Raw genomic sequence first — 20,734 nt, forward strand, 5'->3', positions numbered from 1 at the left:
CGCAAGCTGATCGGCGGCCAGGAGGACCAACTCATCGACATCGCCCTGGAGATCCAACGGGAGCGAGCCGCGAAATAATCGCGGCATGACCACACGGCCGCACGCCCAGGCGATTCTGGAGCAGCTGGCCGGACCCGGCGCGCAGCTGCGCGACGACCAGTGGACCGCGATCGAGGCACTGGTGGTCGCGCGGCGGCGCGCGCTGGTGGTGCAGCGGACCGGGTGGGGCAAGTCGGCGGTGTATTTCATCGCGGCGAAGCTGCTGCGCGCTGCCGGGCACGGACCGACGGTGATCGTGTCGCCATTGCTGGCGTTGATGCGCAACCAGGTCGCGGCAGCGGAGCGCGCCGGTGTGCAGGCGGCCACCATCAACTCGTCAAACGTGACGCAGTGGGCCGACGTGCAGCGCCGGGTGGCCGCGGGCGAGCTGGACGTACTGCTGGTCAGCCCGGAGCGGCTCAACAACCCCGATTTCCGCGACGAGGTGTTGCCGGCGCTGGCCGCTAGGGCCGGGCTGGTCGTCGTCGACGAGGCGCACTGCGTGTCGGACTGGGGCCACGACTTCCGGCCCGACTATCGCCGCATCCGCACGCTGATCGCCGAGCTCGGCGCCGGAGTCCCGGTGCTGGCGACCACCGCGACCGCCAACGACCGGGTGGTCGATGATGTCGCCGGCCAACTCGGCGTCGGCGGTGCCGACACGCTGGTGCTGCGTGGCGGCCTGGACCGGGAAACGCTGCGGCTGTCGGTGGTGCAGGCGGGCGGCCCGGCGCAGCGGGCGGCGTGGATCGGCGCTCACCTGGACCGGCTGCCCGGATCGGGAATCGTCTACACGCTCACCGTCGCCCAAGCCCACGACGTGGCTGCCGACCTGCGTGCCCAGGGCTTTGCGGTGGCCGCCTACACCGGAGCGACCGACTCTGCAGACCGCGAACAACTCGAGGCCGACCTGTTGGCCAACCGGGTCAAAGCGCTGATCGCCACCTCGGCGCTGGGCATGGGATTCGACAAGCCCGACCTGGGTTTCGTCGTCCACCTGGGCGCGCCGTCCTCGCCGATCGCCTACTACCAGCAGGTCGGGCGGGCCGGGCGCTCCGCCGCGAGCGCCGAGGTCGTGCTGCTGCCCGGTACCGAGGACTCCGACATCTGGAACTACTTCGCGTCACTGGCCTTTCCGGCCGAATCGTTGGTGCGCAAGGTGATCGGCGAACTGTCTCTCGAGCAGCCGCTGTCGACCCCGGCGCTGGAGGCCAGGGTCGACCTGAATCGGTCGCGGCTGGAGATGGTGCTCAAGGTCCTCGACGTCGACGGCGCGGTGCGCCGAGTCAAGGGCGGCTGGCTGGCCACCGGCGCCCCGTGGACCTACGACGAGCCGCGCTACCGCAAGCTCGAAGAGCTGCGCCGAGCCGAGCAGCAGGCCATGCTCGACTACCAGCGCACCGACGACTGCCGGATGAGCTTCCTGCGCGCCCAACTCAACGACCCGCACCTGAGCGCCGGTGAGCGCTGCGGGCGCTGCGACAACTGCGCCGGTCCGCGCTTCGACGCCGAAGTGGATCCCGCTGCCACCGCAGCCACCCGGGAGCGGTTGATGCGTCCCGGCGTGGAGATCACCCCGCGGCGCCAGTGGCCGTCGGGACTGGCGCAGCTCGGGGTGGACTTGTCGGGCCGGATCACCGACGGACCGCAACCCGGCCGGGTGATCGGCCGGCTCACCGACTTGGGGTGGGGCGTGCGGCTGCGTCGCCTGCTCGACGAGCCGGACCGCGAGGTTCCCGACGACGTGGTGCGTGCGGCTGTGAACGTGCTGGCCGGCTGGGAGTGGCAGCAACGGCCCACCGCGGTGATGGCACTGGATTCGGCGACCCACCCGGTGCTGATCGATTCGCTGGCCGATCGGCTGGCCGAGCTCGGTCGCCTGGCGCGCCTGGACACCCTGCGGTATGCGCCCGGCCGGCGCGCGACGGCGGCGGCCAATTCGGCTTACCGGGTCGCCGCGCTGCAGGGCTGCTGGCAGCCGCCGGCGCCGCTTCCCGCCGGCGTCGGTCCGGTGCTGTTGATCGACGACGTGACCGACACCGGCTGGACGCTGACCATGGCGGCCCGCGTGGTGCGCGCGGCCGGAGCGCCGCAGGTCCTGCCGTTCGCCCTGGCCAGCGTGAACTAGGACGCGGGTACCGTCGAAAGATGAGCGGTATTACCCGAGCGATTGCGGTCGGCCTGCTGAGCGCGGCGGGGGTCCTGACACCGGTGGCCAACGCCGAACCGTGCGATCAAACAGTGGGCGAATCCATCGACGCATACCTGAACCGTCATCCTGATGTCAGGGCCGAGCTGGATGAACGGGGAAAGCAAGAGGATCCCGGCGCGCCCAATCCGGTGCTGTCCTATCTGGAACGCCACCCGAACGTGCGCCAGGCGCTGATCACGCTGTCTCAGCAGTGTGCGTGACGAACGGCAGCCGAAACACATAGCGGCTGGTGGGCACCGTGTCGATGTCGCGGTGAGCACCGAAGCGAGAGACGCTGTCCACCATCTTCTTGACGCGGTCACCGAGGTCGGCGGCGTCGGCCGCACCGTAGAACGCGTAGGGGTCATGGACCGCTTCGTCGCAGAACAACTCCTCGACAATGGCGTCGATGCGCGGCGCGTCCGCGGTGAGCGGGCGAACCACCGTGTTCTGGGTGTAGCCGAATGTCGCCTGGGTGTCTATCGCCACCTGGGTGTGGTCGATGTGCCAGCGATGCAGCCAGGTCGCCTCGTCCAGCTCGGCAGGCCGGCGTAGCAACGCCACGTTGGCCAGACCGCGGGTGCGGCGGCCCTCGCCGGGATCCGGCGGCGGCATAGGCACCGATTCGGTTACCAGATACGCTGCCGCGGAATCGGATTCGGCGGCGATCGCCGCAATGGCGTTGCGTGTCTGTTCCCCGTAGTACTGCTGCGTCCACAGGGTGATGACGGCCGCCGCCGGCGGGTCCATTGTCGTCAGGACCATCATGGAGTCGCGCACCGGCGCATCGCGCACGTTGACCACCAGGCCCGGCAGCCCCAGGTCCAGCAACGCCGCCGCGACCGGGCCCCGCAGCCGTTGGCACCACTGCTCGTTGAAATCGGCTGTCCGCGCAACGATCATGACCTTTTCCATCGGCGTCTCCTTAGGTTGCGGCGCGGAACGCCGCGACGAGTTCGGTGAGCAGATCGGTGGCCCGCTCGGGGTCGCGGGGCAACGAGCAGGTGACGCGCACATCGGTGACCCCCGCGGCCACCAGTGCCGGGGCGCAGGCCGCGGTCGCTCCGGTGTCGAGGGAGCCGTCCGGGCGTTTGACGGTGGCTGCGTGACCCAGTACCTGTAGGTCGCCCGGGTCGCCGCCGAAAGCGGTGATGCGATCCTTCATCGCGGCGATGGCGCCGGCCGGGTCGCGCATGGCAGGGCCCCACGGGATCCAGCCCGACCCGAACCGGGCCAGCCGGCGCGCTACCGCGTCGTTGACCGTCCCGCTCACCCAGATCGGAATGCCGCCGGGCGCCGGCGGTTTGGGCATCTGATGAATGTTCTCGAACGTCAGCTCCGGGGAGGTGTAGCTGCTGCGCTGCTGGGTCCACAGCGCCTGGCACACCTCCAGGGTGTGGTCCAGCAGGCGCCCACGGCGCTCGAAGGACAGGCCGGCGGCCTGGTATTCCTCGCGCTGCCAGCCGACACCGACACCGAGATCCAGCCGCCCTTGCGACAGCACGTCCAGCGTGGCCAGTTCCTTGGCCAGCACCGCGGGCCGGCGCAGCGCCGCCAGCAACACCGCGGTGCCCAGCCGGATGCGGGTGGTGGTCGCGGCCAGCGCGGTCAGCACGATCAGGGGGTCCAGCCACTGGCCGTCCGGCCCGGTCGGCTGGCGTCCGCCGGCGATCCCGCCGAGCCGGGGGTCGGCGTAGGCCTGGGGGTTCTCGCCGAACACCACATGGTCGGAGACCACGACGCGATCAACGCCGGCGGCGTCCATCGCCCGGCCGAGCGCCAGGGTATTGGCCCAGTCGTGATCCGGGTCGTCGGTGAAAGTCCGCAGCTGCAAAGAGATCTGAGGTGGGCGGGCAGGTGTCATGACCGCACCTGATCAGCCGGCCGGGATTCGATGGCGTCGATGGTCAGCGCGCGCCGGGCGATCCGCCAGTCCGGCCCGACACGGTGATAGGTGTCGCGGTAGCGCAGGTACCAGACGTAATCGGTGAACGTGGCCCCCCGTTTCATCCAATGATGCGCAATCCCGGTGATCTCGCCGAACGCGACGTCGCCGCCGGGTTTTTCAGTGCCGGCGCCGGTGTAGAACTCGCCGACGACGCCGTGCTGAGTCCGGATGACACCGGCCAGGCCCGTCATCGCCTCGCGCACGCCGGCGTGGCCGTGGTGGTGCACACAGGGCTCCAGCCGATCCGGCGGGTCGGGCAGGACGAGTTCGGCCTCGGCGGTGAACAGTTGGGCAAGTTCGTCGAATCGCCGCGCGTCGACGTACCCGGCGTAGCGGTGCACGAGTTCGGACAGTGCGAGTCGTTCGGCGGCCGGCAACGTCATGGCGCCGTGCCTGTCGGCGGCGCGGGCTTGCTGCCGCCGAGTTGGGCGGTGAGCGCGTCGGCGGTCCGGAGCAGCCCCCGGGCCCACTTGGTGATCTCGGAGTCGGTCAGCGCCTGCCTCGCGTGCAGCGACAGCACCATCGCCTGGCGCTGGTGGTGATCGTAGACCGGCGCCGAGAGCACGCTGATGTCGTGCCGGCCCCGGCCGCCGGCTTCGCTGCGCAGATACACCCGTTCGCCGATATCGGAGACGAGTTCGCTGAGCAGGGCACGCAGTTCGCCGGGCAGGTCGCTGGGCAGGCCCGCCATCAACGCGTACAGCCGTTGGCCGCCCGGCGTCAGCCGCTCGACCAGATACCCGTCGGCGCGGCACTCGTCGATGACGCGCTGCAGGCGCTCGCTCTCCGATCGCAACGGGACGGTGGGTGCCCGGGACAGCCACTCCCGCAGGGCGTGGTCGTCCCAGAGCACGAACATCAACCCGACCGGCGGGGCGAACGGATAACTCTGGCCGGGCTGAACCCCCAGATGCGCGTTGGGAGCCGCCGCAAGTTCGAGCACGGTGATCCGGTCGTCGACCACCGCGCTCAGCGCGGCGGAGGTGGCGAACTCCGCGGACAGCCGGCGCAGGTGTTCGCGTGCCTCGGGACCGACCCGAAGCGACTGCTGGGCGGCGCGGCCCAACGAGATCAGTCCCGGCCCGAGGCGGTAGGTCTTCTCGGAATCGTCTCTGCGCAGGTAACCCGCATCGGCCAGGGCGTTGGCGATGCCCAGACACGTCGGCTTGGCCAGTCCGGTGCGGCGGGCGAGTTCGGAGACACCGAAGCTCTGGTCTGGATGGCGGGCCAGGAATTGGAGAACGGTCACCACGCGTTCGGTCGGGGGCGACGCGCGCACGGCTCGTCGGGGTGCCGAGGGTTCGAACGCCGCCTGTTCAGCCGCAGCCATTGCAGCATGCTACCGCGACCGTCTACAGTCGGTTCGAGATATCTACCACCTCGGTTCAATAATGGACCACCCTGGCGAATTGAGAGGTGCTGCAGCGATGTACTCCGAACCCCTGTCGGCCGCGATCGCCGAGGCGGAGAAGCTGGTAGCCGCGGCCCCGCACATCGAGACCGAGGCCGACCTGCTCGAAGGCCTGCAATACCTCGCCGGCGGCATCGAGGCCTGCGTGCATGCCGCCTTCAACGGCGAGCGCGACCACCCGTTCCTGCTGTCGGGCACCGGGCCGTTCACCAAGATGGGTCTGGACAACCCCGACACGCTCTACTTCGGCACCGTGGTGCGCCCCGGCAACGACTACGTGGTGCGCGGCACCCGCGGAACCACCACCGACCTGAGCTTCCAGCTGCTCGGTGGCGAATACACCGATGACCACGTCCCGGCCAGCGAGGCGGCCTTCGACGACCGCGAGCTCGACATCGCCCCCGACGGCACCTTCAGCTGGCGCTTCCAGCCGAAGACCCCGGCCCAGCTGGTGATCCGCGAGGTCTACAACGACTGGGACGCCCGGCGCGGCACGCTGTCGATCTCCCGCACTGACACCGAGGGCACCGCCCCGCCGCCGCCGACCCGCCAACTGATCGAGAAGCGTTATGCCGCAGCCGGAAAGCAACTGATCAACCGGGTCAAGACCTGGCTGGCCTTTCCGCAGTGGTTCTACCTCAACCTGCCGGTCAACACCATGGTCGCACCGCGCCTCACACCGGGCGGCCTGGCCACCCAGTACTCCTCGGCCGGGCATTACGAGCTTGAGCCCGGTCAGGCCCTGCTGATCACCCTGCCGGTCTCGGATGCGCCGTACCTGGGCTTCCAGCTGGGCAGCCTGTGGTACATCTCGCTCGACTACATCAATCACCAGACATCGCTGAACGGAACTCAGGCACAAGCCGATCCGGACGGCAAGATCCGGATCGTGGTCTCCGACACCGACCCCGGGATCACCAACTGGGTCGAGACGTGCGGGCACCGGCGCGGCTTCCTGCAGTTCCGCTGGCAGCGGGTGTCGCGACCGCTGACCGAGGCCGACGGCCCAACCGTGGAACTCATCGACGTCGACGGTGTCGAGGCCGCACTGCCCTTCTACGACCACAACAAGATTTCGCAGGACGGCTGGCGCGCGCGTATCGCGCAGCGGCAGCGCCAGATCGCCAACAGGATGCTGGGGTGAAGATGACCGGAATGCTGGCCGACAAAGTCGTTGTGATCAGTGGAGTCGGGCCGGGGCTCGGCACCACTTTGGCGCACCGGTTCGCCGCCGAAGGTGCCGACCTGGTGCTGGTCGCGCGCAGTGCCGATCGCCTCGAGGAGGTGGCGCAGCAGGTTCGGGCCGCCGGGCGCCGGGCGCTGGCGGTGCCGACCGACATCACCGACGACGACCAGGTGGCCCAGTTGGTGCAGGCGGCCTCTGCGGAGTTCGACCACATCGACGTGCTGATCAACAACGCCTTCCGGGTGCCGTCGATGAAGCCGCTGGCGCAGACCACTTTTTCGCACATCCGTGATGCCATCGAGCTCAGCTGCCTCGGTGCGCTGCGGCTGACGCAGGGTCTCACGCCCGCCCTGGCCGCGGCCGACGGCGCCATCGTCAACCTGAACTCGATGGTGATCAGGCATTCGCAGCCCAAGTACGGCGCCTACAAGATGGCCAAGGCCGCCCTGCTGGCGATGTCACAGTCGCTGGCCTCTGAACTCGGAGAGCAGGGCATCCGGGTGAACTCCGTTGCGCCCGGGTATATCTGGGGTGACACGCTGCAGGGCTACTTCGCCCATCAGGCCGGCAAGTACGGAACCACCGTCGAGCAGATCTACGCCGCGACGGCAGCGCAATCCGATCTGAAGCGGCTGCCCACCGAGGACGAGGTCGCCTCGGCCGTGCTGTTCCTATCCAGCGATCTGGCCAGCGGCATCACCGGCCAGGTCCTCGACGTCAACTGCGGGGAGTACCACAACTGATGACGACGCGAACCAACGTCGGAACCGTCGAGGATCTGCACGCCTCGGCCACCAAGATGGTGGGCCTGGACGACTTCGGCCCCGACGACGACAACTACCGAGAAGCGCTGGCGGTACTGCTGGAGTCCTACCGCGCCGAGGCCGATCTCACCGAGCTGGGCAGCAAGATGAACCGTTTCTTCCTGCGCGGTGCGCTGGTGGCGCGGTTGCTCTCGCAGGCAGGCTGGAATCAGCACCCCGAGTACGCCCAGGTCGCCGTCGAGCGGCCCATCTTCGTCACCGGACTGCCCCGCACCGGGACCACCGCGCTGCACCGGCTGCTGGGTGCCGACCCGGCCAACCAGGGCTTACAGATGTGGCTCGCCGAGTTCCCCCAGCCGCGTCCGCCACGCGAAACCTGGGACAGCAACCCGGTTTTCGCCCAGATGCAGGCGCAGTTCGCCCGCCACCACGAGGAGAACCCCGAGTACACCGGGCTGCATTACATGACTGCCGACGGCCTGGAGGAGTGCTGGCAGTTGCTGCGCCAGTCCCTGCACTCGGTGTCCTACGAGACGCTGGCGCACCTGCCGACGTACTCGCGCTGGCTCTCCCAGCAGGACTGGACTCCGGCGTACCGGCGACACCGCCGCAACCTGCAACTGATCGGGCTCAACGACCAGGACAAGCGGTGGGTGCTCAAGAACCCCAGCCACCTGTTTGCGCTGGACGCGATCATGACGGTCTACCCCGACGCGCTGATCGTGCAGTGCCACCGCCCGCCCGAGACCATCCTGGCGTCGATGTGCTCGCTGGCCCAGCACACCACCGAAGGCCAGTCCAACACGTTCGTCGGCGCGCAGATCGGCGCCGACGAGATGGAGACCTGGGCGCGCGGGCTGGAGCTGTTCAACGCGCAACGCGCCAAGTATGACCAGGCCCAGTTCTGCGACATTGACTACCGGGATTTCGTCGCCGATCCGCTGGCCACCGCGGCGAGCATCTACGAGCGTTTCGGTATCGAGCTCTCCGATGAAGCCCGCCAGGCCATGGCCGACGACTACGCCGCCAGCAAGACCGGTCCGCGGGCACCCAAACACGAGTACTCGCTGGCCGACTACGGATTGACCCCCGAACAGGTCCGGGAGCGCTTCGCCGGACTGTGACGGCCCCCTGTTTTCCCTTTGCGCGAGCAGACGTGAAAGCCCCCAAATCCGGGTCGATTTGGGGGCTTTCGCGTCTGCTCGCGGATGGAAACGGAGCTAGTCGATCCCGTCGCCGGGCGGGGGAGCGCTGGAGAACTCCTCCAGTGCACCCTCGGCGATCGCGTGCGCGATGCTCTTCGCCAGCTTCGGGCAGCCGCGGCTTCGGCCGCTGCTGTGGCCGGCCTCGCGTTCGGCGGCGAAGTGGGCGCACTGCTTGACCGCCGCCGAATCCCACTGCACCGAGGTGTGTCCGGGACCCAGCTTCTTCACCTCGACAGTGGCCGTGCAGTGCCGGCACTGCACCGGCATCAGGCCCGAATGCAGGTAGCGGTCGGTATCGCGTTGCGTCGCAGCACGAATCGCCGCGTAGCGTTGTGGGTCCGCCGGATGCCGCGAATACCGGGTATCGGGGCCGTCGTCGGCGGGCGCGTCGCCGTGCCCGTCATGGTCGTCGTGCGGGCCGTAGAACATCAGCATGGACCGGGCCAGCTCGCCGGCGTCGGGAACCTCGCGGGCCATGGCGTCGGGCCTACTCTGCCTTGACGGTTTCTGCGTCCTTCGCCTGCTCGGCTTGCACGCGCAGATTCTCGGCCACTTCGGCGTTCCACTTCTCGTTGGCCACCGTGGCGTCGATCTCGATCTCGAAGCGATCGGTCATCTCCGGGGTGACGTCAGCGGCGTCGACGTAGAACTGCGAGTACCACCGGCGCAGCTGGTAGACCGCCCCGTCCTCCTCGACCAGCAGCGGGTTCTCGATCCGGCTCTTGTGCGTCCAGATCTCGACATCCTGCAGGAAGCCCTTGCTGACACCGTCGGTCATGGCGTCCGCGATCTTCTCGGTGGTCGCGTCGTCCAAGCCCTTGGGCTTCTGCACGATCACACCCCACATCAGCCGGAACTGGTCCTGGCTGATCGGGTAGTGGCAGTTGATCAGGATCGACTCGGCCTTGAAACCGCCGTAGCTGTTGTGCAGCCAGTTGATCATGAACGACGGGCCGAAGTACGACGCCTCGGAGTCCAGTTCCGAACCGCCGTAGCTGGTACCGAGACCGGGCACGTCGGAACGCCCGACATTGTGCAGGTACTGCGAGGCGATGTGGCCCTCGAAGACGTTCTTGAAGGAGGTGGGCAGGCCGTAGTGGATGTAGAAGAAGTGCGCGAAATCCACGACGTTGTCGATGATGTCGCGGCAGTTGGAGTCGATCACCATCGAGTTCCAGCGCCAGTCGGTCCACTCACCGCTGGACCATTCCGGAATCTCCGGGATCCGCACCTCGTCGGGCGGCGGGTTGCCCTCCGGGTCGTGGTAGATGAACAGCAGGCCGCCGCGCACGTCGGTGGGGAAAGCCTGGGTGCGCGCCATCCGCGGCGTCCGCTTGGAGTAGGGCACCAGCTTGCAGCGGCCGTCGCCGCCCCAGCGCCAGTCGTGGAACGGGCAGGCGATCGCGTCGCCCTTGATCTCGCCGCGGCTCAAGTCGCCGCCCATGTGGCGGCAGTAGGCGTCGAGCACGTGCAGCTCGCCCTGCGAGTCGGCGAACACCACCAGCTTGGCGCCGAACGCGTGGATGGAATGCGGCTTGCCGTCCTGGAAGTCCTTCACCGGGCCTAGGCAGTGCCAGCCCCGGGCATAGCGATCCGGCAGTGTCCCGGTGTCGATGTGGCGGACGCCTACTTCGGCGCTGTCAGTGCTCACCTGTTGCCTCCAACCCTGTGCTTCTAACTAGAACACGTTACAGTTTTGACCTTCGATTGCGCAATAAACCCTGCTGGTCGGGGTCTTTGGTCCCTGGTATATCTGAACGATGCAGCTGTTTGCGTTCAACGGTCGCTCACCGAAGATCGACCCCACGGCCTTCGTCGCGCCCACCGCCACGCTGATCGGCGACGTCACCATCGAAGCCGGGGCCTCGGTGTGGTTCGGCACCGTGCTGCGCGCGGACGACGCGCCCATCGTGGTGCGTGAAGGCGCCAACGTTCAAGACGGCTCGGTGCTGCACGTACCGCCCGGCGTGCCGGTGGATATCGGCCCGGGCGCGACGATCGCCCACATGTGTCTGATCCACGGGGCCAACATCGGCGCCGAGGCGCTGATCGGCAACCACGCCACGGTGCTCGACGGCGCGGTGATCGGCAGTCGCTCCCTGGTCGCGGCCGGAGCGACGGTGCTGGCCGGCACCCAGATCCCCGACGGGGTGCTGGTGACCGGTTCGCCGGCCGTGGTCAAAGGCCCGATCGAGGGCACCAGCGCAGAGCTGTGGATCAACGCGAACCCGCCGTATTACCGGGATCTCGCGCAGCGCTACCGCGAAGGTCTGGCGCCAGTCGAACGAGGCGATTGAGGCAGCTTTGCCGAGCGTGTACTCAGACCGAGAAATCGCCGGGAAAGTCGGTCTGATTACACGTTCGGCGCGCGTATCGGCGCCGGGCTGGCCTTGGTTAGACGGGTTTGGCGGTCTTGGCCGCGCGGTCCAGTTCCCAGTAGGCGCGCAGCGCGACCAGTTCACCCTTGTCGTTGGCGCGGTAGGTGAACACGCCCTCGGTGACGATCTGGTGCCCGCCCATGGTGATCGTGATGTTTCCGGTGTTGGCTTCCTCGTCGCCGCACTGGAAAGTGTCGGAGAAGTTGAATTCGATCTTGTCGGTGCTCGCGATCGCCTTGTCCCAGAACGCGGAGATCTCGTCGCGACCCCGGTGACCTTTGCCCTCCGGGTCGAAGTGCGACGGCCCGATCGGGTCCTGCACGATCGCGTCCTCGGCGAAGTTCGCCAACCAGGCCTCTTTGTCGCGAGCCACTACCGCGTCCCGGGAGCGCTTACCTGCAACGTGGGCGGGGTGATCTGCGTTCATGCCGGTCGTCCTCTCAGTTGGCGGGCTTGTCGGCCGGCTTGTCGGCGGCGACCACCCACATCGAGTAGTACTGCGAACCGCCGCCGTAGGCGTGGCCCAACGCTTTACGCGCATTCGGAACCTGGTGATCGCCGGCCTTGCCCATCACCTGAATCGCCGACTCGGCGAACCGGATCATGCCCGAGGCGCCGATCGGGTTGGACGACAACACGCCGCCGGAGGCGTTCACCGGCAGCTTCCCGCCGATCGCGGTCTCCCCGGCCTGGGTGAGCTTCCAGCCGTCGCCGGGAGCCGCAAAGCCAAGGTTCTCCAGCCACATCGGCTCGAACCAGGAGAACGGCACATAGATCTCCGCGGCGTCGATCTCGTCGATCGGGCTGGTGATCCCGGCCTCTTTCCACAGCGCGGCCGCGGCATCGCGGCCGGCCTGCGGATTGACCTGGTCGCGCCCGGCGTACGCCAGCGGCTCGGTGCGCAGCGCGGTCGCGTGGATCCACGCCACCGGCTCGCCGGCGTCGATGCGGGCCTGCGCGGCGTCTTCGTCGCCGATCACGATCGCGCAGGCGCCGTCCGACGACGGGCAGGTCTCGTCGAAACGGATCGGGTCCCAGAGCATCTGGGAAGCCATCACCTTCTCGACGGTGATGTCGGGCTGGTGCAGGTGGGCCAGCGGGTTGCGGGCGCCGTTGAGCCGGTCCTTGACCGCAACGATCGCGCCGATGTCGGTCGGGGCCCCGGAACGGCGGATGTAGGCGCGCACGTGCGGAGCGAAGTAACCGCCGGCGCCGGCGCCGACCGGCTTGGTGAACGGCACCGGGATGCTCAGCGCCCACATGGCGTTGGACTCCGACTGCTTCTCCCAGGCCATCGCCAGCACCCGCCGGTACTTGCCGGACTTCACCAGGCTGGCCGCCACCACCGCGGTCGAGCCGCCCACCGAACCGGCGGTGTGCACCCGGATCAGCGGCTTGCCGGTGGCGCCCACGGCGTCGGCCATGAACAGCTCGGGCATCATCACGCCCTCGAAGAAGTCCGGCGCCTTACCGACCACCACGGCGTCGATGTCGGCAAACGTCGAGCCCGAATCGGCCAGTGCCCGGTCGATGGCTTCGCGCACCATGCCGTTCATCGACACGTCCTGGCGCTTGGCGACGTACTTGGTCTGCCCGGTGCCCAGCACCGCAGCGAGTTGGGCCATCAGTTGCGTCCTTCCATCACCGCGACCAGGTTCTGTTGCAGGGCAGGCCCGCTGGTGGCGTGCGCCAGCACCCGGCTGGCCGAACCCGAGAAGATGTGCTGGGCGGCAAAGCCGATGCGCTCCAGCCCCGCGACAAACATCGGGTTCGCCGCCAGGGCGCCACCGGACGGGTTCACCTTGGTCTTCGAGGGCAGTCGCATGGACTCGGTCAGGATCAGATGCTGATGGGTGAACGGAGCGTGGATCTCGGCGACGTCCACCGCGGGCATCTCGTCGCCGGTGGCGGCCTGCGCCGAGGCGGCGGCCGACGGCGACCGGGTCAGGTCGCGGCTACCCAGTACCGGGGACTCGATCCGGTGTTCGAAACCGGTGATCCAGGCCGGGTTTTCGCACAGCTCACGGGCTTTGTCGCCGGCGGCCAGCACGATCGCGGCAGCGCCGTCGGTGATCGGGGCGATGTCGTGGCGGCGCAGCGGGTCGGTGAAGAACGGACGCTGCAGCAGCTCGTCGAGGCTGTCGGTCGACTCCACCGAGTCCACCCGTTCGGCGACGGCGAAGGAGTCCAGCGCCACCCGGGCCATCTGTTCGGCGGTCCACTGGCCGCCGGACAGGCCCAGCCGGGCCTGCAGTGCGGCGATCGACACCGAGTCCGGCCACAGCGGGGCGACGGTATACGGGTCGGTCTGCAACGCCAGGACCCGGCGCAGGTTGCCGGCCGAAGACTTGCCGAAACCGTAGGCCAAGGCGGTGTCGACCTCGCCGGTCAGCACCTTGATGTAGGCCTCGTACAGGGCCCAGGCGCCGTCCATCTCCACGTGCGATTCGTTGATCGGCGGAACGGCGCCGATCGAGTCGATCGCCGAGATGAAGGAGAACGCCCGGCCGGCCAGGTAATCCGACGAACCCGAGCACCAGAAGCCGATGTCGGTCTGCGCGATACCCAAGTCGGCATACAACTGGGCGAAACACGGCATCAACATCTCGACGCCGTTGGTGGTTCCGTCAGTGCGGCGGACGTGCGGGGCGTGGGCGAAGCCCACCACCGCGACATCGCGTTGCGTCATGCTGCCCCTCACAGGTGGTGTTTGTAGGTGTCGTAGTCGGCGTCCGGTTCGCCGGTGGGCCGGAAGTACTCGATGTTGTCGATGCCCAGGCCCCACTGATCGCGGGGCTTCCACACCGCCTCGACGCGCAGGCCCATCCGCACCTCATGGGCGTCGATGTCGGACACCAAGTGCAGGAAGGGGATGTCCGCGCCGTCGAGCAGCACGTAGGCGGCCACATAAGGCGGCTTGATCCGCTGTCCGGCGAACGGGATGTTGATGATGGCGAAGGTGGTCACCGTGCCCTTGTCGGGCAGCTCCACGAAGGTGTCCAACTGCAGTCCGGTGGCCGGGTCGGCTTCGCGCGCAGGGAAATACACCTTGCCGGTCTCGCCGGTCCGGGCGCCCAGCAGCTTGCCCTCCTGCAGGGCCAGCAGATAGGCGCTCTCCGGGCGCGACGCGCTGTGCTGGATCTCGATGCTGCTCGGAACCACCACCATGGTCACCGGGTCGCGCTCGTCGGGGGTGTCGGGGACCGGTTCGGGGTCCTCGCCGATCGCGAAGTAGGCGATGTCGGTGATCGCGCCGACGGTCTCTTCGGCCCAGTGCGCGTGCACCCGGGTGCCGACACTGATGGCCTTGGGGTTCTCGGCGGCCACCGCGTGCAGCATCGGCACGTCGGCGCCGTCGAGCTTGATCAACGCCCAGGCGAACGGGGTGTCCAGCGGCTGGCCCTCCAGCGGCTCCGGCTGCCAGGACCATGACACGACAGTGCCGACACTGGACACCGGTACGATCTCGGTGAGCGGCTCGTAGCTGACCGGATCGTATTCGGCCGGGGGTACGTAGACCCGCCCGTCGGAACCACGGACCCCGACGATGCGGCGCTCACGCAGAGCGGTGAAGAATGCGCCAAGGGTAGGGCCGACTGAACGCGTGTAGTCGAAGGACAACTTCAGCGGCGCAGACAGCGGCGGTTCATGCTCGTCGATCTGCGCGCGGTGGCTTTGGCTGGCAGTCACGGCATCGAGTAGAACAGGTTCTAACAATGGTGGCAAGCAGGCGAGCGAGGAGCCGAGGATGAAGCTGGGACTGCAACTGGGATATTGGGGCGCACAGCCGCCGGCCAACCACCGCGAACTGGTGACCGCTGCCGAGGATGCGGGGTTCGACGCGATTTTCACCGCCGAGGCCTGGGGTTCTGACGCCTACACGCCGCTGGCCTGGTGGGGTTCGTCGACCTCACGGGTTCGACTGGGCACCTCGGTGGTGCAGCTGTCGGCGCGCACCCCGACCGCCTGCGCCATGGCCTCCTTGACTTTGGACCACCTGTCCGGCGGCCGCCACATCCTGGGGCTCGGCGTGTCCGGGCCGCAGGTGGTCGAGGGCTGGTACGGCCAGCGCTTCGCCAAGCCGTTGGCCCGCACCCGCGAGTACATCGACATCCTGCGCCAGGTGTGGGCCCGCGAGGCCCCGGTGACCAGCGCCGGCCCGCACTACCCGCTGCCGATCAGCGGTGAGGGCACCACCGGGCTGGGCAAGGCGCTCAAGCCGATCACCCACCCGCTGCGTGCCGACATCCCGGTGATGCTCGGCGCCGAAGGCCCCAAGAACATCGCGCTGGCCGCCGAGATCGCCGACGGGTGGCTGCCGATCTTCTACGCGCCGCGGCTGGCCGACATGTACAACGAGTGGCTTGATGAGGGCTTCTCCAGGCCCGGGGCGCGGCGCACCCGGGAAGACTTCGAGATCTGCGCGACGGCCAACATCGTCATCACCGAGGACCGCGCGGCGGCGTTCGCGGCCATGAAGCCCTACCTGGCGCTCTACATGGGCGGGATGGGCTCTGAGGACACCAACTTCCACGCCGAGGTCTACCGCCGGATGGGTTATGCGGAGGTGGTCGACGACGTGACGAAGCTGTTCCGCAGCAACCAGAAGGACAAAGCCGGCGAGATCATCCCCGACGAGCTGGTGGACGACGCCGCGATCGTCGGCGACATCGACTACGTCCGTAAGCAGATCAAGGTCTGGGAAGCCGCGGGCGTCACGATGATGGTGGTCACCGGCCGCAGCACAGAGCAGATCCAGCAGCTGGCCTCGCTGGTTTAGGTGGGGCGGGGCCCGGCGGCGCGACGCCGATTCAGGCGCTGAAGACCTCAGCGTCGCCGAACGTCATCTCGACGCGGCCCACCGTCGAGGACAGCATCGGCCGCTTGGGCAGACCCAGTGCGGCCAGCTCGCGGGCATACGGGTGGGTTCCCAGCCGCAGCTCGGCACCGCCGAGGGCCCACCGGACTTTGGAAACCTTCATCTCCCAAGGGATTTGACGGGCAACACCGTCGAGATAGCTGAACGCCTGCAGCGTCCGTGGCCGCGACGTGAACAGGCCCGGGACCGGCAGACCGCGGGCGAACTCCATGGTGGCGATGTGCTGACCGTCGGCGGCGACGTCGAAGCCCAGACGCCGGCCGTCACGAACGGTGAAGTCCGCCATGATCTTCGGGAATCCCCAGATGGTGCGTCCGGCCTCGAGAGTGAACGCCTGGTCGACCGGCAGGTGGTGGATGAACGCGCCGGCGGAACCCAGTGCTCGCCAGCCGCTGGCCTCGCTGCCCGGCGGATTGACCATCACCGCGGTGCCGAACTCGAGGTAGCGGCCCAGGTCGCCGTCGATGTAGCGGGCCAGCATGAGGTTCACCACCGCCCGACCCGGCTGGTGCTGGAAAACCCGCAGGCCGCTGTAGTCGATCATCGCCTGCGTGGCGTCCGCGGGCACCGAGAACATCGCGGAATGCACATCTGCGTGACGGACGCGGACCGGCATGGTAAGCACAGTGCCAGCGATGGTGTGCTGCGAAAGAACCATGACTCCCACTGTAATCCGGAGGACGCCCATGACCGAGGTAATGGCCGATGTCGCGCCGACCACCAAGCCGGATATCGACCTGACCGACGGCACCTTCTACGCCGACGGCGGTGCGCGCGCAGCCTACCGGTGGATGCGGGCCAACGAGCCGGTGTTCCGGGATCGCAACGGGCTGGCCGCGGCGTCGACCTACCAGGCGGTGATCGACGCCGAGCGCACTCCCGAGGTGTTTTCCAACGCCGGAGGCATCCGTCCCGACCAGCCGGGATTCCCGTACATGATCGACATGGACGACCCCGCCCACCTGTTGCGGCGCAAGCTGGTCAACGCCGGGTTCACCCGCAAACGTGTGCACGCCCAGCTGCCGTCCATCGAGACGCTGTGCGACACCTTGATCGACGCGGTCTGCGAGCGCGGCGAGTGCGACTTCGTCCGCGACATCGCCGCCCCGCTGCCGATGGCGGTGATCGGTGACATGCTCGGGGTGCTGCCCGAACAGCGCAGCATGCTGCTGAAGTGGTCCGATGATTTGGTGTGCGGACTGAGCTCGCACCTGGACGCCGAGTCGGCCACCTTCCAGGCCGTCATGGAGGCGTTCAGCGCCTACACCGCGTTCACCATGGACCTGATCGGCAAGCGTCGCGCCGAACCCGCCGACGACCTGTTCTCCATCCTGGTCAACGCCGAGGTGGACGGGCAGCGGATGAGCGACGACGAGATCGTGTTCGAGACGCTGCTGATCCTGATCGGCGGCGACGAGACCACCCGGCACACCCTGTCGGGCGGCACGGAGCAACTGCTGCGTCATCGCGACCAGTGGGAGATGTTGCAGCGCGAGCCCGATCGGGTGCCGGTGGCGATCGAGGAGATGCTGCGGTGGACCTCGCCGGTGAAGAACATGTGCCGCACCCTGACTCGCGACATCGAGTTCCACGGCACGCAGCTGCGTGAGGGCGAGAAGATGCTGCTGCTGTTCGAGTCGGCCAACTTCGACGAGACGGTTTTCGACGAGCCGGAACGCTTCGATGCCACCCGAGACCCCAACAGCCACGTGGCATTCGGCTTCGGCACCCATTTCTGTCTGGGCAACCAGCTGGCCCGCCTGGAGTTGCGGCTGATGACGCAACGGGTGCTGGAGCGGCTGCCCGACCTGCGGCTGGCCTCCGGTGACCTCCTGCCGCTGCGCCCGGCGAACTTCGTCAGCGGCCTGGAGTCGATGCCGGTGGTGTTCACACCCAGCAAGCCGGTGCTGAACTAAGTCGTCTTCGCCGAGCGTGTAATCAGACCGACAACTAGGCCGGATTCTCGGTCTCAGTACACGCTCGGCGTTCCCAGGCGTCGCTGAGTCGACCGATGATCCCGGCTTCGGTGTCTTCCCGGGTGATCCGCAGGTCGATCCAGCCCAAACCGGTCACGGTCTCGTGGCGGCGGATGTCCCGGTGGAACTGACGTGTGCTGGTGCGGTGGTGGTCGCCCTCGTAGTCCAAGCCCAGTTTGAGCTCCGCCCAGCCCATATCCAGCACGGCCACCAGTTGCCCCCACTGGTCGTGGACGGGCAGCTGGGTCTGCGGCGGCGGGAATCCGGCTCGAATCAGCAAGAGCCGCAACCACGTCTCGCGGGGTGACTCGGCGCCGGCGTCGACGAGCGCCAGGACCCGCCGCGCACGTCGGATGCCGCGCCGACCCGCATAGCGCCGGGCGATCACGTCGGCGTCGGCCGTGGTGAGTCGGGTCGCCCGGGCCAGCGCGTCGATGGCCGCCACCGCCTTCCCGGCCGGATAGCGGCAGGCAAGGTCCACCGCGGTGCGCGCCGGAGTGGCGACCCGCATGCCGTCGATCAGCTGGACTTCGTCGGGCTGAACCCGGTCCGACCAGGTCCGCGCCCCGGGTGGCGGCCGCCGGCAGTCGTAGAGCAACTCGGCCGGGGCGTGGTCGTCGACCCACTTCGCACCATGCAGCGCGGCGGCGGATTGACCGGCGATCACCCCGCGACGGCGCGACCACAGCCACGCGCCCTTCGCGCGCGGCACGGCGGTGAGCGCCGTGCCGCGCGGCACGTACACGTCGGGGTGGATTGCGACGAACCGACTGCTCAGCGCGTACTTCGACAACCGTCCCGCGGCGACGGCCTCGCTGCCTAGAAAGGGCTCACCCATGCCGGGAGTCTGCCGACGACCACCGACACAATCCCGAGCGTGTACTCAGACCGAAAAAACGCCGGAAAAGTCGGTCTGATTACACGTTCGGCGCGGGTGAGGCGCGGGTGAGGCGCGGGCCGGGGCGTGAGCAGGCGGCGCTACGCCTGCAGCGACGCGACGATCGCCTCGGTCGGCGACCGCCACGTCACGCCCAGATCGGCCAGCGTGGCCGAGTCGTCAGTCGGGGTGGCCGACGTGAGCAGCCAGGCCGCCTCGTAGCTCAGCGACTCGGGCAGCGGCAGCAGCTTGCTGGCCAGGTCGCTGACCCGGCCGATGCCCTTGAAAATGCTGGGCGCAATAGGGAATCGCCGCACCGGCTTGCCCAGGCCCCGCTCGACGGCGCTGATCATCTCGTCGAAGGTGACCATGATCCCGCCGCACAGGTAGCGGTGCGGACCGCGGCCGGGCCGCATCAGCGCCTCGTGCACCAGACCGATGTCGCGGACATCGACCATCGCCATGCCGCCGCGCACCACCGGTGCCACCCGGTACTTCACGATCGGCGCCCAGCCGCGTTCGGTGACGCCGGGCGCGGTGTGAAACGCCGGGCCGACCACGCTGGAGGGGTAGGTGACCACGACCGGCGCGCCCTCGTCCTGCAGCCGGCGGGCCACCCGCTCGCCGTAGGCCTTGGTGCGGGCGTAGGCGCTGCGGCCGGGCACGGTGGGCGAGTCCGGGCCGATGATTCCGTTCGGCGGCGGGAACAGCGCGCTGTAGGAGCTGACCGACACCACCGGGTCCAGGCCCGCGGCCACCGCACGGGTCAGGATCGACTCGGTGGCGTAGGCGTTGATGTCCCACATCAGCTTTTCCTGGCGGTCGTTGGTGCCGACCACCCCGGCGGCATGCAGGACCGAGTCGCAGCCGTCGAGCAGCGCCGCCACCACCCCGGTGTCGCGGATGTCGCCGTCGAGCACCTCCAGGGCGCCCAGCTCACGCAGCCGGGGGATGACGGGCTCGGCGCCGCAGCCGGGCGCGACCAAAAGCCGTACCGAATGTCCGGCTTCCAACAGCGTCTTGACGGTGTGGGCGCCGAGATAGCCGGTGCCTCCGGTGACCGCGACCTGCATCAGCGGTTCTTGAACTGCGGCTTGCGCTTCTCGGCGAAAGCCCGCGGGCCTTCCTTGGCGTCCTCGCTCAAGAACACCTTGATGCCGATCTTCGTGTCGATCTTGAAGGCGTCGTTCTCGTGCATGCCCTCGGTCTCGTGGATGGTGCGCAGCATCGCCTGCACGGCAAGCGGCCCGTTGTTGTTGATCTGCTCGGCGATCTCCAGGGCCTTGGTCAGGGCCTGCCCGTCGGGCACCACGTGGCCGATCAACCCCATCTCCAGGGCCTCGGCCGCGGTGATGTGGCGACCGGTGAACAGCAGGTCGCAAGCCATGGTGTAGGGAATCTGGCGAACCAGTCGCACCGCCGAGCCACCCATCGGGTACAGGCTCCACTTGGCCTCGGAGATGCCGAACTTGGCGCTTTCGCCGGCGATGCGGATGTCGGTGCCCTGCAGGATCTCGGTGCCGCCGGCGATAGCCGGACCCTCCACCGCGGCGATCAGCGGCTTGGTCAGACGGCGGCCCTTGAGCAGCCCGTCGATCCGCGACGGGTCATAGCTGCCGTCTTTGAACGAGTCGCCCGGCGCCTTCTTGTTGGCCGCCTTGAGGTCCATTCCCGCGCAGAAGTAGCCGCCGGCGCCGGTCAGGATGCATGAGCGGATCTCGTCGTCGTTGTCCACCCGGTCCCACGCCTCGACCATGATCGCCAGCATTTCGCCGGACAGTGCGTTGCGCGCCTCCGGCCGGTTCAGCGTGACGATCAGGGTGTGTCCGCGCTGTTCAAGCAGGGCGTGGGGCTGCTCTGACGACTCGCTCACCGGCGTC

The 20,734-nt window shown here is 68.3% G+C and carries 23 protein-coding genes; 9 read left to right on the plus strand and 14 right to left on the minus strand.

Annotated features, from left to right (window positions below):
• From AWC02_RS01870 to AWC02_RS01880, 3 genes are all read left to right on the plus strand, one after another.
• Positions 1 to 78: hypothetical protein (locus AWC02_RS01870; RefSeq protein WP_133055594.1), on the plus strand; the 78-nt coding region annotated here is incomplete at its 5' end.
• Positions 79 to 85: 7 nt separating this feature from the next.
• On the plus strand, positions 86 to 2,167 hold the full coding sequence (locus AWC02_RS01875) for a RecQ family ATP-dependent DNA helicase (RefSeq protein ID WP_085126702.1): 2,082 nt from the start codon (positions 86 to 88) through the stop codon (positions 2,165 to 2,167).
• A 20-nt stretch (positions 2,168 to 2,187) separates the two neighbouring features.
• Complete coding sequence (locus AWC02_RS01880; RefSeq protein ID WP_085126704.1) at positions 2,188 to 2,451, plus strand: heme-binding protein; 264 nt, start codon at positions 2,188 to 2,190, stop codon at positions 2,449 to 2,451.
• On the opposite strand, the gene AWC02_RS01885 is transcribed toward AWC02_RS01880, so the two are convergent.
• From AWC02_RS01885 to AWC02_RS01900, 4 genes are read right to left on the minus strand one after another with little or no spacing between them, the layout of a single operon-like run.
• The gene (locus tag AWC02_RS01885) at positions 2,426 to 3,145 is read right to left on the minus strand and encodes an EthD domain-containing protein (RefSeq protein WP_085126706.1); all 720 of its coding nucleotides are present in this window, start codon (positions 3,143 to 3,145) and stop codon (positions 2,426 to 2,428) included. The two genes, AWC02_RS01880 and AWC02_RS01885, sit on opposite strands and share 26 nt — an antisense overlap.
• Before the next feature lie 10 nt (positions 3,146 to 3,155).
• Complete coding sequence (locus AWC02_RS01890; RefSeq protein WP_085126707.1) at positions 3,156 to 4,094, minus strand: TIGR03619 family F420-dependent LLM class oxidoreductase; 939 nt, start codon at positions 4,092 to 4,094, stop codon at positions 3,156 to 3,158.
• A complete protein-coding gene (locus tag AWC02_RS01895) occupies positions 4,091 to 4,561 on the minus strand; it encodes a nuclear transport factor 2 family protein (RefSeq protein ID WP_085126709.1) in 471 nt (156 codons plus the stop codon). The genes AWC02_RS01890 and AWC02_RS01895 overlap by 4 nt, the downstream gene beginning before the upstream one ends.
• Positions 4,558 to 5,508, minus strand: a complete 951-nt coding sequence (locus AWC02_RS01900) for an IclR family transcriptional regulator (RefSeq protein ID WP_085126710.1) — start codon at positions 5,506 to 5,508, stop codon at positions 4,558 to 4,560. Before AWC02_RS01900 ends, AWC02_RS01895 begins: the two co-directional genes overlap by 4 nt.
• 97 nt (positions 5,509 to 5,605) lie before the next feature.
• Between AWC02_RS01900 and AWC02_RS01905 the strand changes: the two genes are divergently transcribed.
• From AWC02_RS01905 to AWC02_RS01915, 3 genes are read left to right on the plus strand one after another with little or no spacing between them, the layout of a single operon-like run.
• Positions 5,606 to 6,733, plus strand: coding sequence for a hypothetical protein (locus AWC02_RS01905; protein WP_085126712.1), 1,128 nt, complete (start codon positions 5,606 to 5,608; stop codon positions 6,731 to 6,733).
• Positions 6,734 to 6,735: 2 nt separating this feature from the next.
• Entirely contained in the window at positions 6,736 to 7,518 is a 783-nt protein-coding gene (locus tag AWC02_RS01910; RefSeq protein ID WP_109560823.1) for an SDR family oxidoreductase, read from the plus strand.
• On the plus strand, positions 7,518 to 8,663 hold the full coding sequence (locus AWC02_RS01915; RefSeq protein WP_085126716.1) for a sulfotransferase family protein: 1,146 nt from the start codon (positions 7,518 to 7,520) through the stop codon (positions 8,661 to 8,663). The genes AWC02_RS01910 and AWC02_RS01915 overlap by 1 nt, the downstream gene beginning before the upstream one ends.
• A gap of 96 nt (positions 8,664 to 8,759) precedes the next feature.
• Here AWC02_RS01915 and AWC02_RS01920 read toward each other — a convergent pair whose 3' ends face one another.
• Positions 8,760 to 9,221, minus strand: a complete 462-nt coding sequence (locus tag AWC02_RS01920; protein WP_085126717.1) for a hypothetical protein — start codon at positions 9,219 to 9,221, stop codon at positions 8,760 to 8,762.
• A 10-nt stretch (positions 9,222 to 9,231) separates the two neighbouring features.
• Positions 9,232 to 10,395 carry a 3-ketosteroid-9-alpha-monooxygenase, oxygenase component gene (locus AWC02_RS01925; protein WP_085126719.1) on the minus strand — a complete coding sequence of 388 codons (1,164 nt, stop codon included), beginning with the start codon at positions 10,393 to 10,395 and terminating at the stop codon, positions 9,232 to 9,234.
• 109 nt (positions 10,396 to 10,504) lie between these two features.
• Here AWC02_RS01925 and AWC02_RS01930 point away from each other — a divergent pair, with 109 nt between their 5' ends.
• Positions 10,505 to 11,041: a gamma carbonic anhydrase family protein gene (locus AWC02_RS01930; RefSeq protein ID WP_085126721.1), complete on the plus strand. Its 537-nt coding sequence runs from the start codon at positions 10,505 to 10,507 to the stop codon at positions 11,039 to 11,041.
• Between the two features lie 97 nt (positions 11,042 to 11,138).
• Here AWC02_RS01930 and AWC02_RS01935 read toward each other — a convergent pair whose 3' ends face one another.
• The 4 genes from AWC02_RS01935 to AWC02_RS01950 are packed head-to-tail and all read right to left on the minus strand — an operon-like array spanning position 11,139 to position 14,812.
• Positions 11,139 to 11,549 carry a nuclear transport factor 2 family protein gene (locus tag AWC02_RS01935; RefSeq protein WP_085126723.1) on the minus strand — a complete coding sequence of 137 codons (411 nt, stop codon included), beginning with the start codon at positions 11,547 to 11,549 and terminating at the stop codon, positions 11,139 to 11,141.
• Positions 11,550 to 11,562: 13 nt separating this feature from the next.
• The gene (locus AWC02_RS01940; protein ID WP_085126725.1) at positions 11,563 to 12,747 is read right to left on the minus strand and encodes a thiolase domain-containing protein; all 1,185 of its coding nucleotides are present in this window, start codon (positions 12,745 to 12,747) and stop codon (positions 11,563 to 11,565) included.
• Positions 12,747 to 13,811, minus strand: coding sequence for a thiolase domain-containing protein (locus tag AWC02_RS01945; protein ID WP_085126726.1), 1,065 nt, complete (start codon positions 13,809 to 13,811; stop codon positions 12,747 to 12,749). Before AWC02_RS01945 ends, AWC02_RS01940 begins: the two co-directional genes overlap by 1 nt.
• Before the next feature lie 8 nt (positions 13,812 to 13,819).
• The gene (locus AWC02_RS01950; RefSeq protein WP_085126728.1) at positions 13,820 to 14,812 is read right to left on the minus strand and encodes a Zn-ribbon domain-containing OB-fold protein; all 993 of its coding nucleotides are present in this window, start codon (positions 14,810 to 14,812) and stop codon (positions 13,820 to 13,822) included.
• 58 nt (positions 14,813 to 14,870) lie between these two features.
• On the opposite strand from AWC02_RS01950, the gene AWC02_RS01955 reads away from it, so the two are divergent.
• The gene (locus tag AWC02_RS01955) at positions 14,871 to 15,902 is read left to right on the plus strand and encodes an LLM class F420-dependent oxidoreductase (RefSeq protein ID WP_085126730.1); all 1,032 of its coding nucleotides are present in this window, start codon (positions 14,871 to 14,873) and stop codon (positions 15,900 to 15,902) included.
• A 31-nt stretch (positions 15,903 to 15,933) separates the two neighbouring features.
• Here the strand turns inward: AWC02_RS01955 and AWC02_RS01960 are convergent, their stop codons facing one another.
• Positions 15,934 to 16,659, minus strand: coding sequence for an acetoacetate decarboxylase family protein (locus AWC02_RS01960; protein ID WP_109560828.1), 726 nt, complete (start codon positions 16,657 to 16,659; stop codon positions 15,934 to 15,936).
• A 40-nt stretch (positions 16,660 to 16,699) separates the two neighbouring features.
• On the opposite strand from AWC02_RS01960, the gene AWC02_RS01965 reads away from it, so the two are divergent.
• Positions 16,700 to 17,917: a cytochrome P450 gene (locus AWC02_RS01965; protein ID WP_085126820.1), complete on the plus strand. Its 1,218-nt coding sequence runs from the start codon at positions 16,700 to 16,702 to the stop codon at positions 17,915 to 17,917.
• A 34-nt stretch (positions 17,918 to 17,951) separates the two neighbouring features.
• On the opposite strand, the gene AWC02_RS01970 is transcribed toward AWC02_RS01965, so the two are convergent.
• The 3 genes from AWC02_RS01970 to AWC02_RS01980 all read right to left on the minus strand — a co-directional run bounded on the left by AWC02_RS01970 (position 17,952) and on the right by AWC02_RS01980 (position 20,727).
• The gene (locus AWC02_RS01970; RefSeq protein ID WP_085126733.1) at positions 17,952 to 18,815 is read right to left on the minus strand and encodes a hypothetical protein; all 864 of its coding nucleotides are present in this window, start codon (positions 18,813 to 18,815) and stop codon (positions 17,952 to 17,954) included.
• A gap of 140 nt (positions 18,816 to 18,955) precedes the next feature.
• Complete coding sequence (locus AWC02_RS01975; RefSeq protein WP_085126735.1) at positions 18,956 to 19,927, minus strand: NAD-dependent epimerase/dehydratase family protein; 972 nt, start codon at positions 19,925 to 19,927, stop codon at positions 18,956 to 18,958.
• Complete coding sequence (locus AWC02_RS01980; RefSeq protein WP_085126737.1) at positions 19,927 to 20,727, minus strand: crotonase/enoyl-CoA hydratase family protein; 801 nt, start codon at positions 20,725 to 20,727, stop codon at positions 19,927 to 19,929. Before AWC02_RS01980 ends, AWC02_RS01975 begins: the two co-directional genes overlap by 1 nt.
• Positions 20,728 to 20,734: the final 7 nt, after the last annotated feature.

Origin of the sequence: Mycolicibacter engbaekii (assembly GCF_002101585.1) — a bacterium.
Classification (GTDB): Bacteria; Actinomycetota; Actinomycetes; order Mycobacteriales; family Mycobacteriaceae; genus Mycobacterium; species Mycobacterium engbaekii.

What these genes read in the sequence shown, in the direction of transcription:
- AWC02_RS01875 (WP_085126702.1), top strand. Translation starts at nt 86, where the DNA reads ATGACCACACGGCCGCACGCCCAGGCGATTCTGGAGCAGCTGGCCGGA.
- AWC02_RS01880 (WP_085126704.1), top strand. Translation starts at nt 2,188, where the DNA reads ATGAGCGGTATTACCCGAGCGATTGCGGTCGGCCTGCTGAGCGCGGCG.
- AWC02_RS01885 (WP_085126706.1), bottom strand. Translation starts at nt 3,145, where the DNA reads ATGGAAAAGGTCATGATCGTTGCGCGGACAGCCGATTTCAACGAGCAG.
- AWC02_RS01890 (WP_085126707.1), bottom strand. Translation starts at nt 4,094, where the DNA reads ATGACACCTGCCCGCCCACCTCAGATCTCTTTGCAGCTGCGGACTTTC.
- AWC02_RS01895 (WP_085126709.1), bottom strand. Translation starts at nt 4,561, where the DNA reads ATGACGTTGCCGGCCGCCGAACGACTCGCACTGTCCGAACTCGTGCAC.
- AWC02_RS01900 (WP_085126710.1), bottom strand. Translation starts at nt 5,508, where the DNA reads ATGGCTGCGGCTGAACAGGCGGCGTTCGAACCCTCGGCACCCCGACGA.
- AWC02_RS01905 (WP_085126712.1), top strand. Translation starts at nt 5,606, where the DNA reads ATGTACTCCGAACCCCTGTCGGCCGCGATCGCCGAGGCGGAGAAGCTG.
- AWC02_RS01910 (WP_109560823.1), top strand. Translation starts at nt 6,736, where the DNA reads ATGACCGGAATGCTGGCCGACAAAGTCGTTGTGATCAGTGGAGTCGGG.
- AWC02_RS01915 (WP_085126716.1), top strand. Translation starts at nt 7,518, where the DNA reads ATGACGACGCGAACCAACGTCGGAACCGTCGAGGATCTGCACGCCTCG.
- AWC02_RS01920 (WP_085126717.1), bottom strand. Translation starts at nt 9,221, where the DNA reads ATGGCCCGCGAGGTTCCCGACGCCGGCGAGCTGGCCCGGTCCATGCTG.
- AWC02_RS01930 (WP_085126721.1), top strand. Translation starts at nt 10,505, where the DNA reads ATGCAGCTGTTTGCGTTCAACGGTCGCTCACCGAAGATCGACCCCACG.
- AWC02_RS01935 (WP_085126723.1), bottom strand. Translation starts at nt 11,549, where the DNA reads ATGAACGCAGATCACCCCGCCCACGTTGCAGGTAAGCGCTCCCGGGAC.
- AWC02_RS01940 (WP_085126725.1), bottom strand. Translation starts at nt 12,747, where the DNA reads ATGGCCCAACTCGCTGCGGTGCTGGGCACCGGGCAGACCAAGTACGTC.
- AWC02_RS01945 (WP_085126726.1), bottom strand. Translation starts at nt 13,811, where the DNA reads ATGACGCAACGCGATGTCGCGGTGGTGGGCTTCGCCCACGCCCCGCAC.
- AWC02_RS01955 (WP_085126730.1), top strand. Translation starts at nt 14,871, where the DNA reads ATGAAGCTGGGACTGCAACTGGGATATTGGGGCGCACAGCCGCCGGCC.
- AWC02_RS01960 (WP_109560828.1), bottom strand. Translation starts at nt 16,659, where the DNA reads ATGGTTCTTTCGCAGCACACCATCGCTGGCACTGTGCTTACCATGCCG.
- AWC02_RS01965 (WP_085126820.1), top strand. Translation starts at nt 16,700, where the DNA reads ATGGCCGATGTCGCGCCGACCACCAAGCCGGATATCGACCTGACCGAC.
- AWC02_RS01970 (WP_085126733.1), bottom strand. Translation starts at nt 18,815, where the DNA reads ATGGGTGAGCCCTTTCTAGGCAGCGAGGCCGTCGCCGCGGGACGGTTG.
- AWC02_RS01975 (WP_085126735.1), bottom strand. Translation starts at nt 19,927, where the DNA reads ATGCAGGTCGCGGTCACCGGAGGCACCGGCTATCTCGGCGCCCACACC.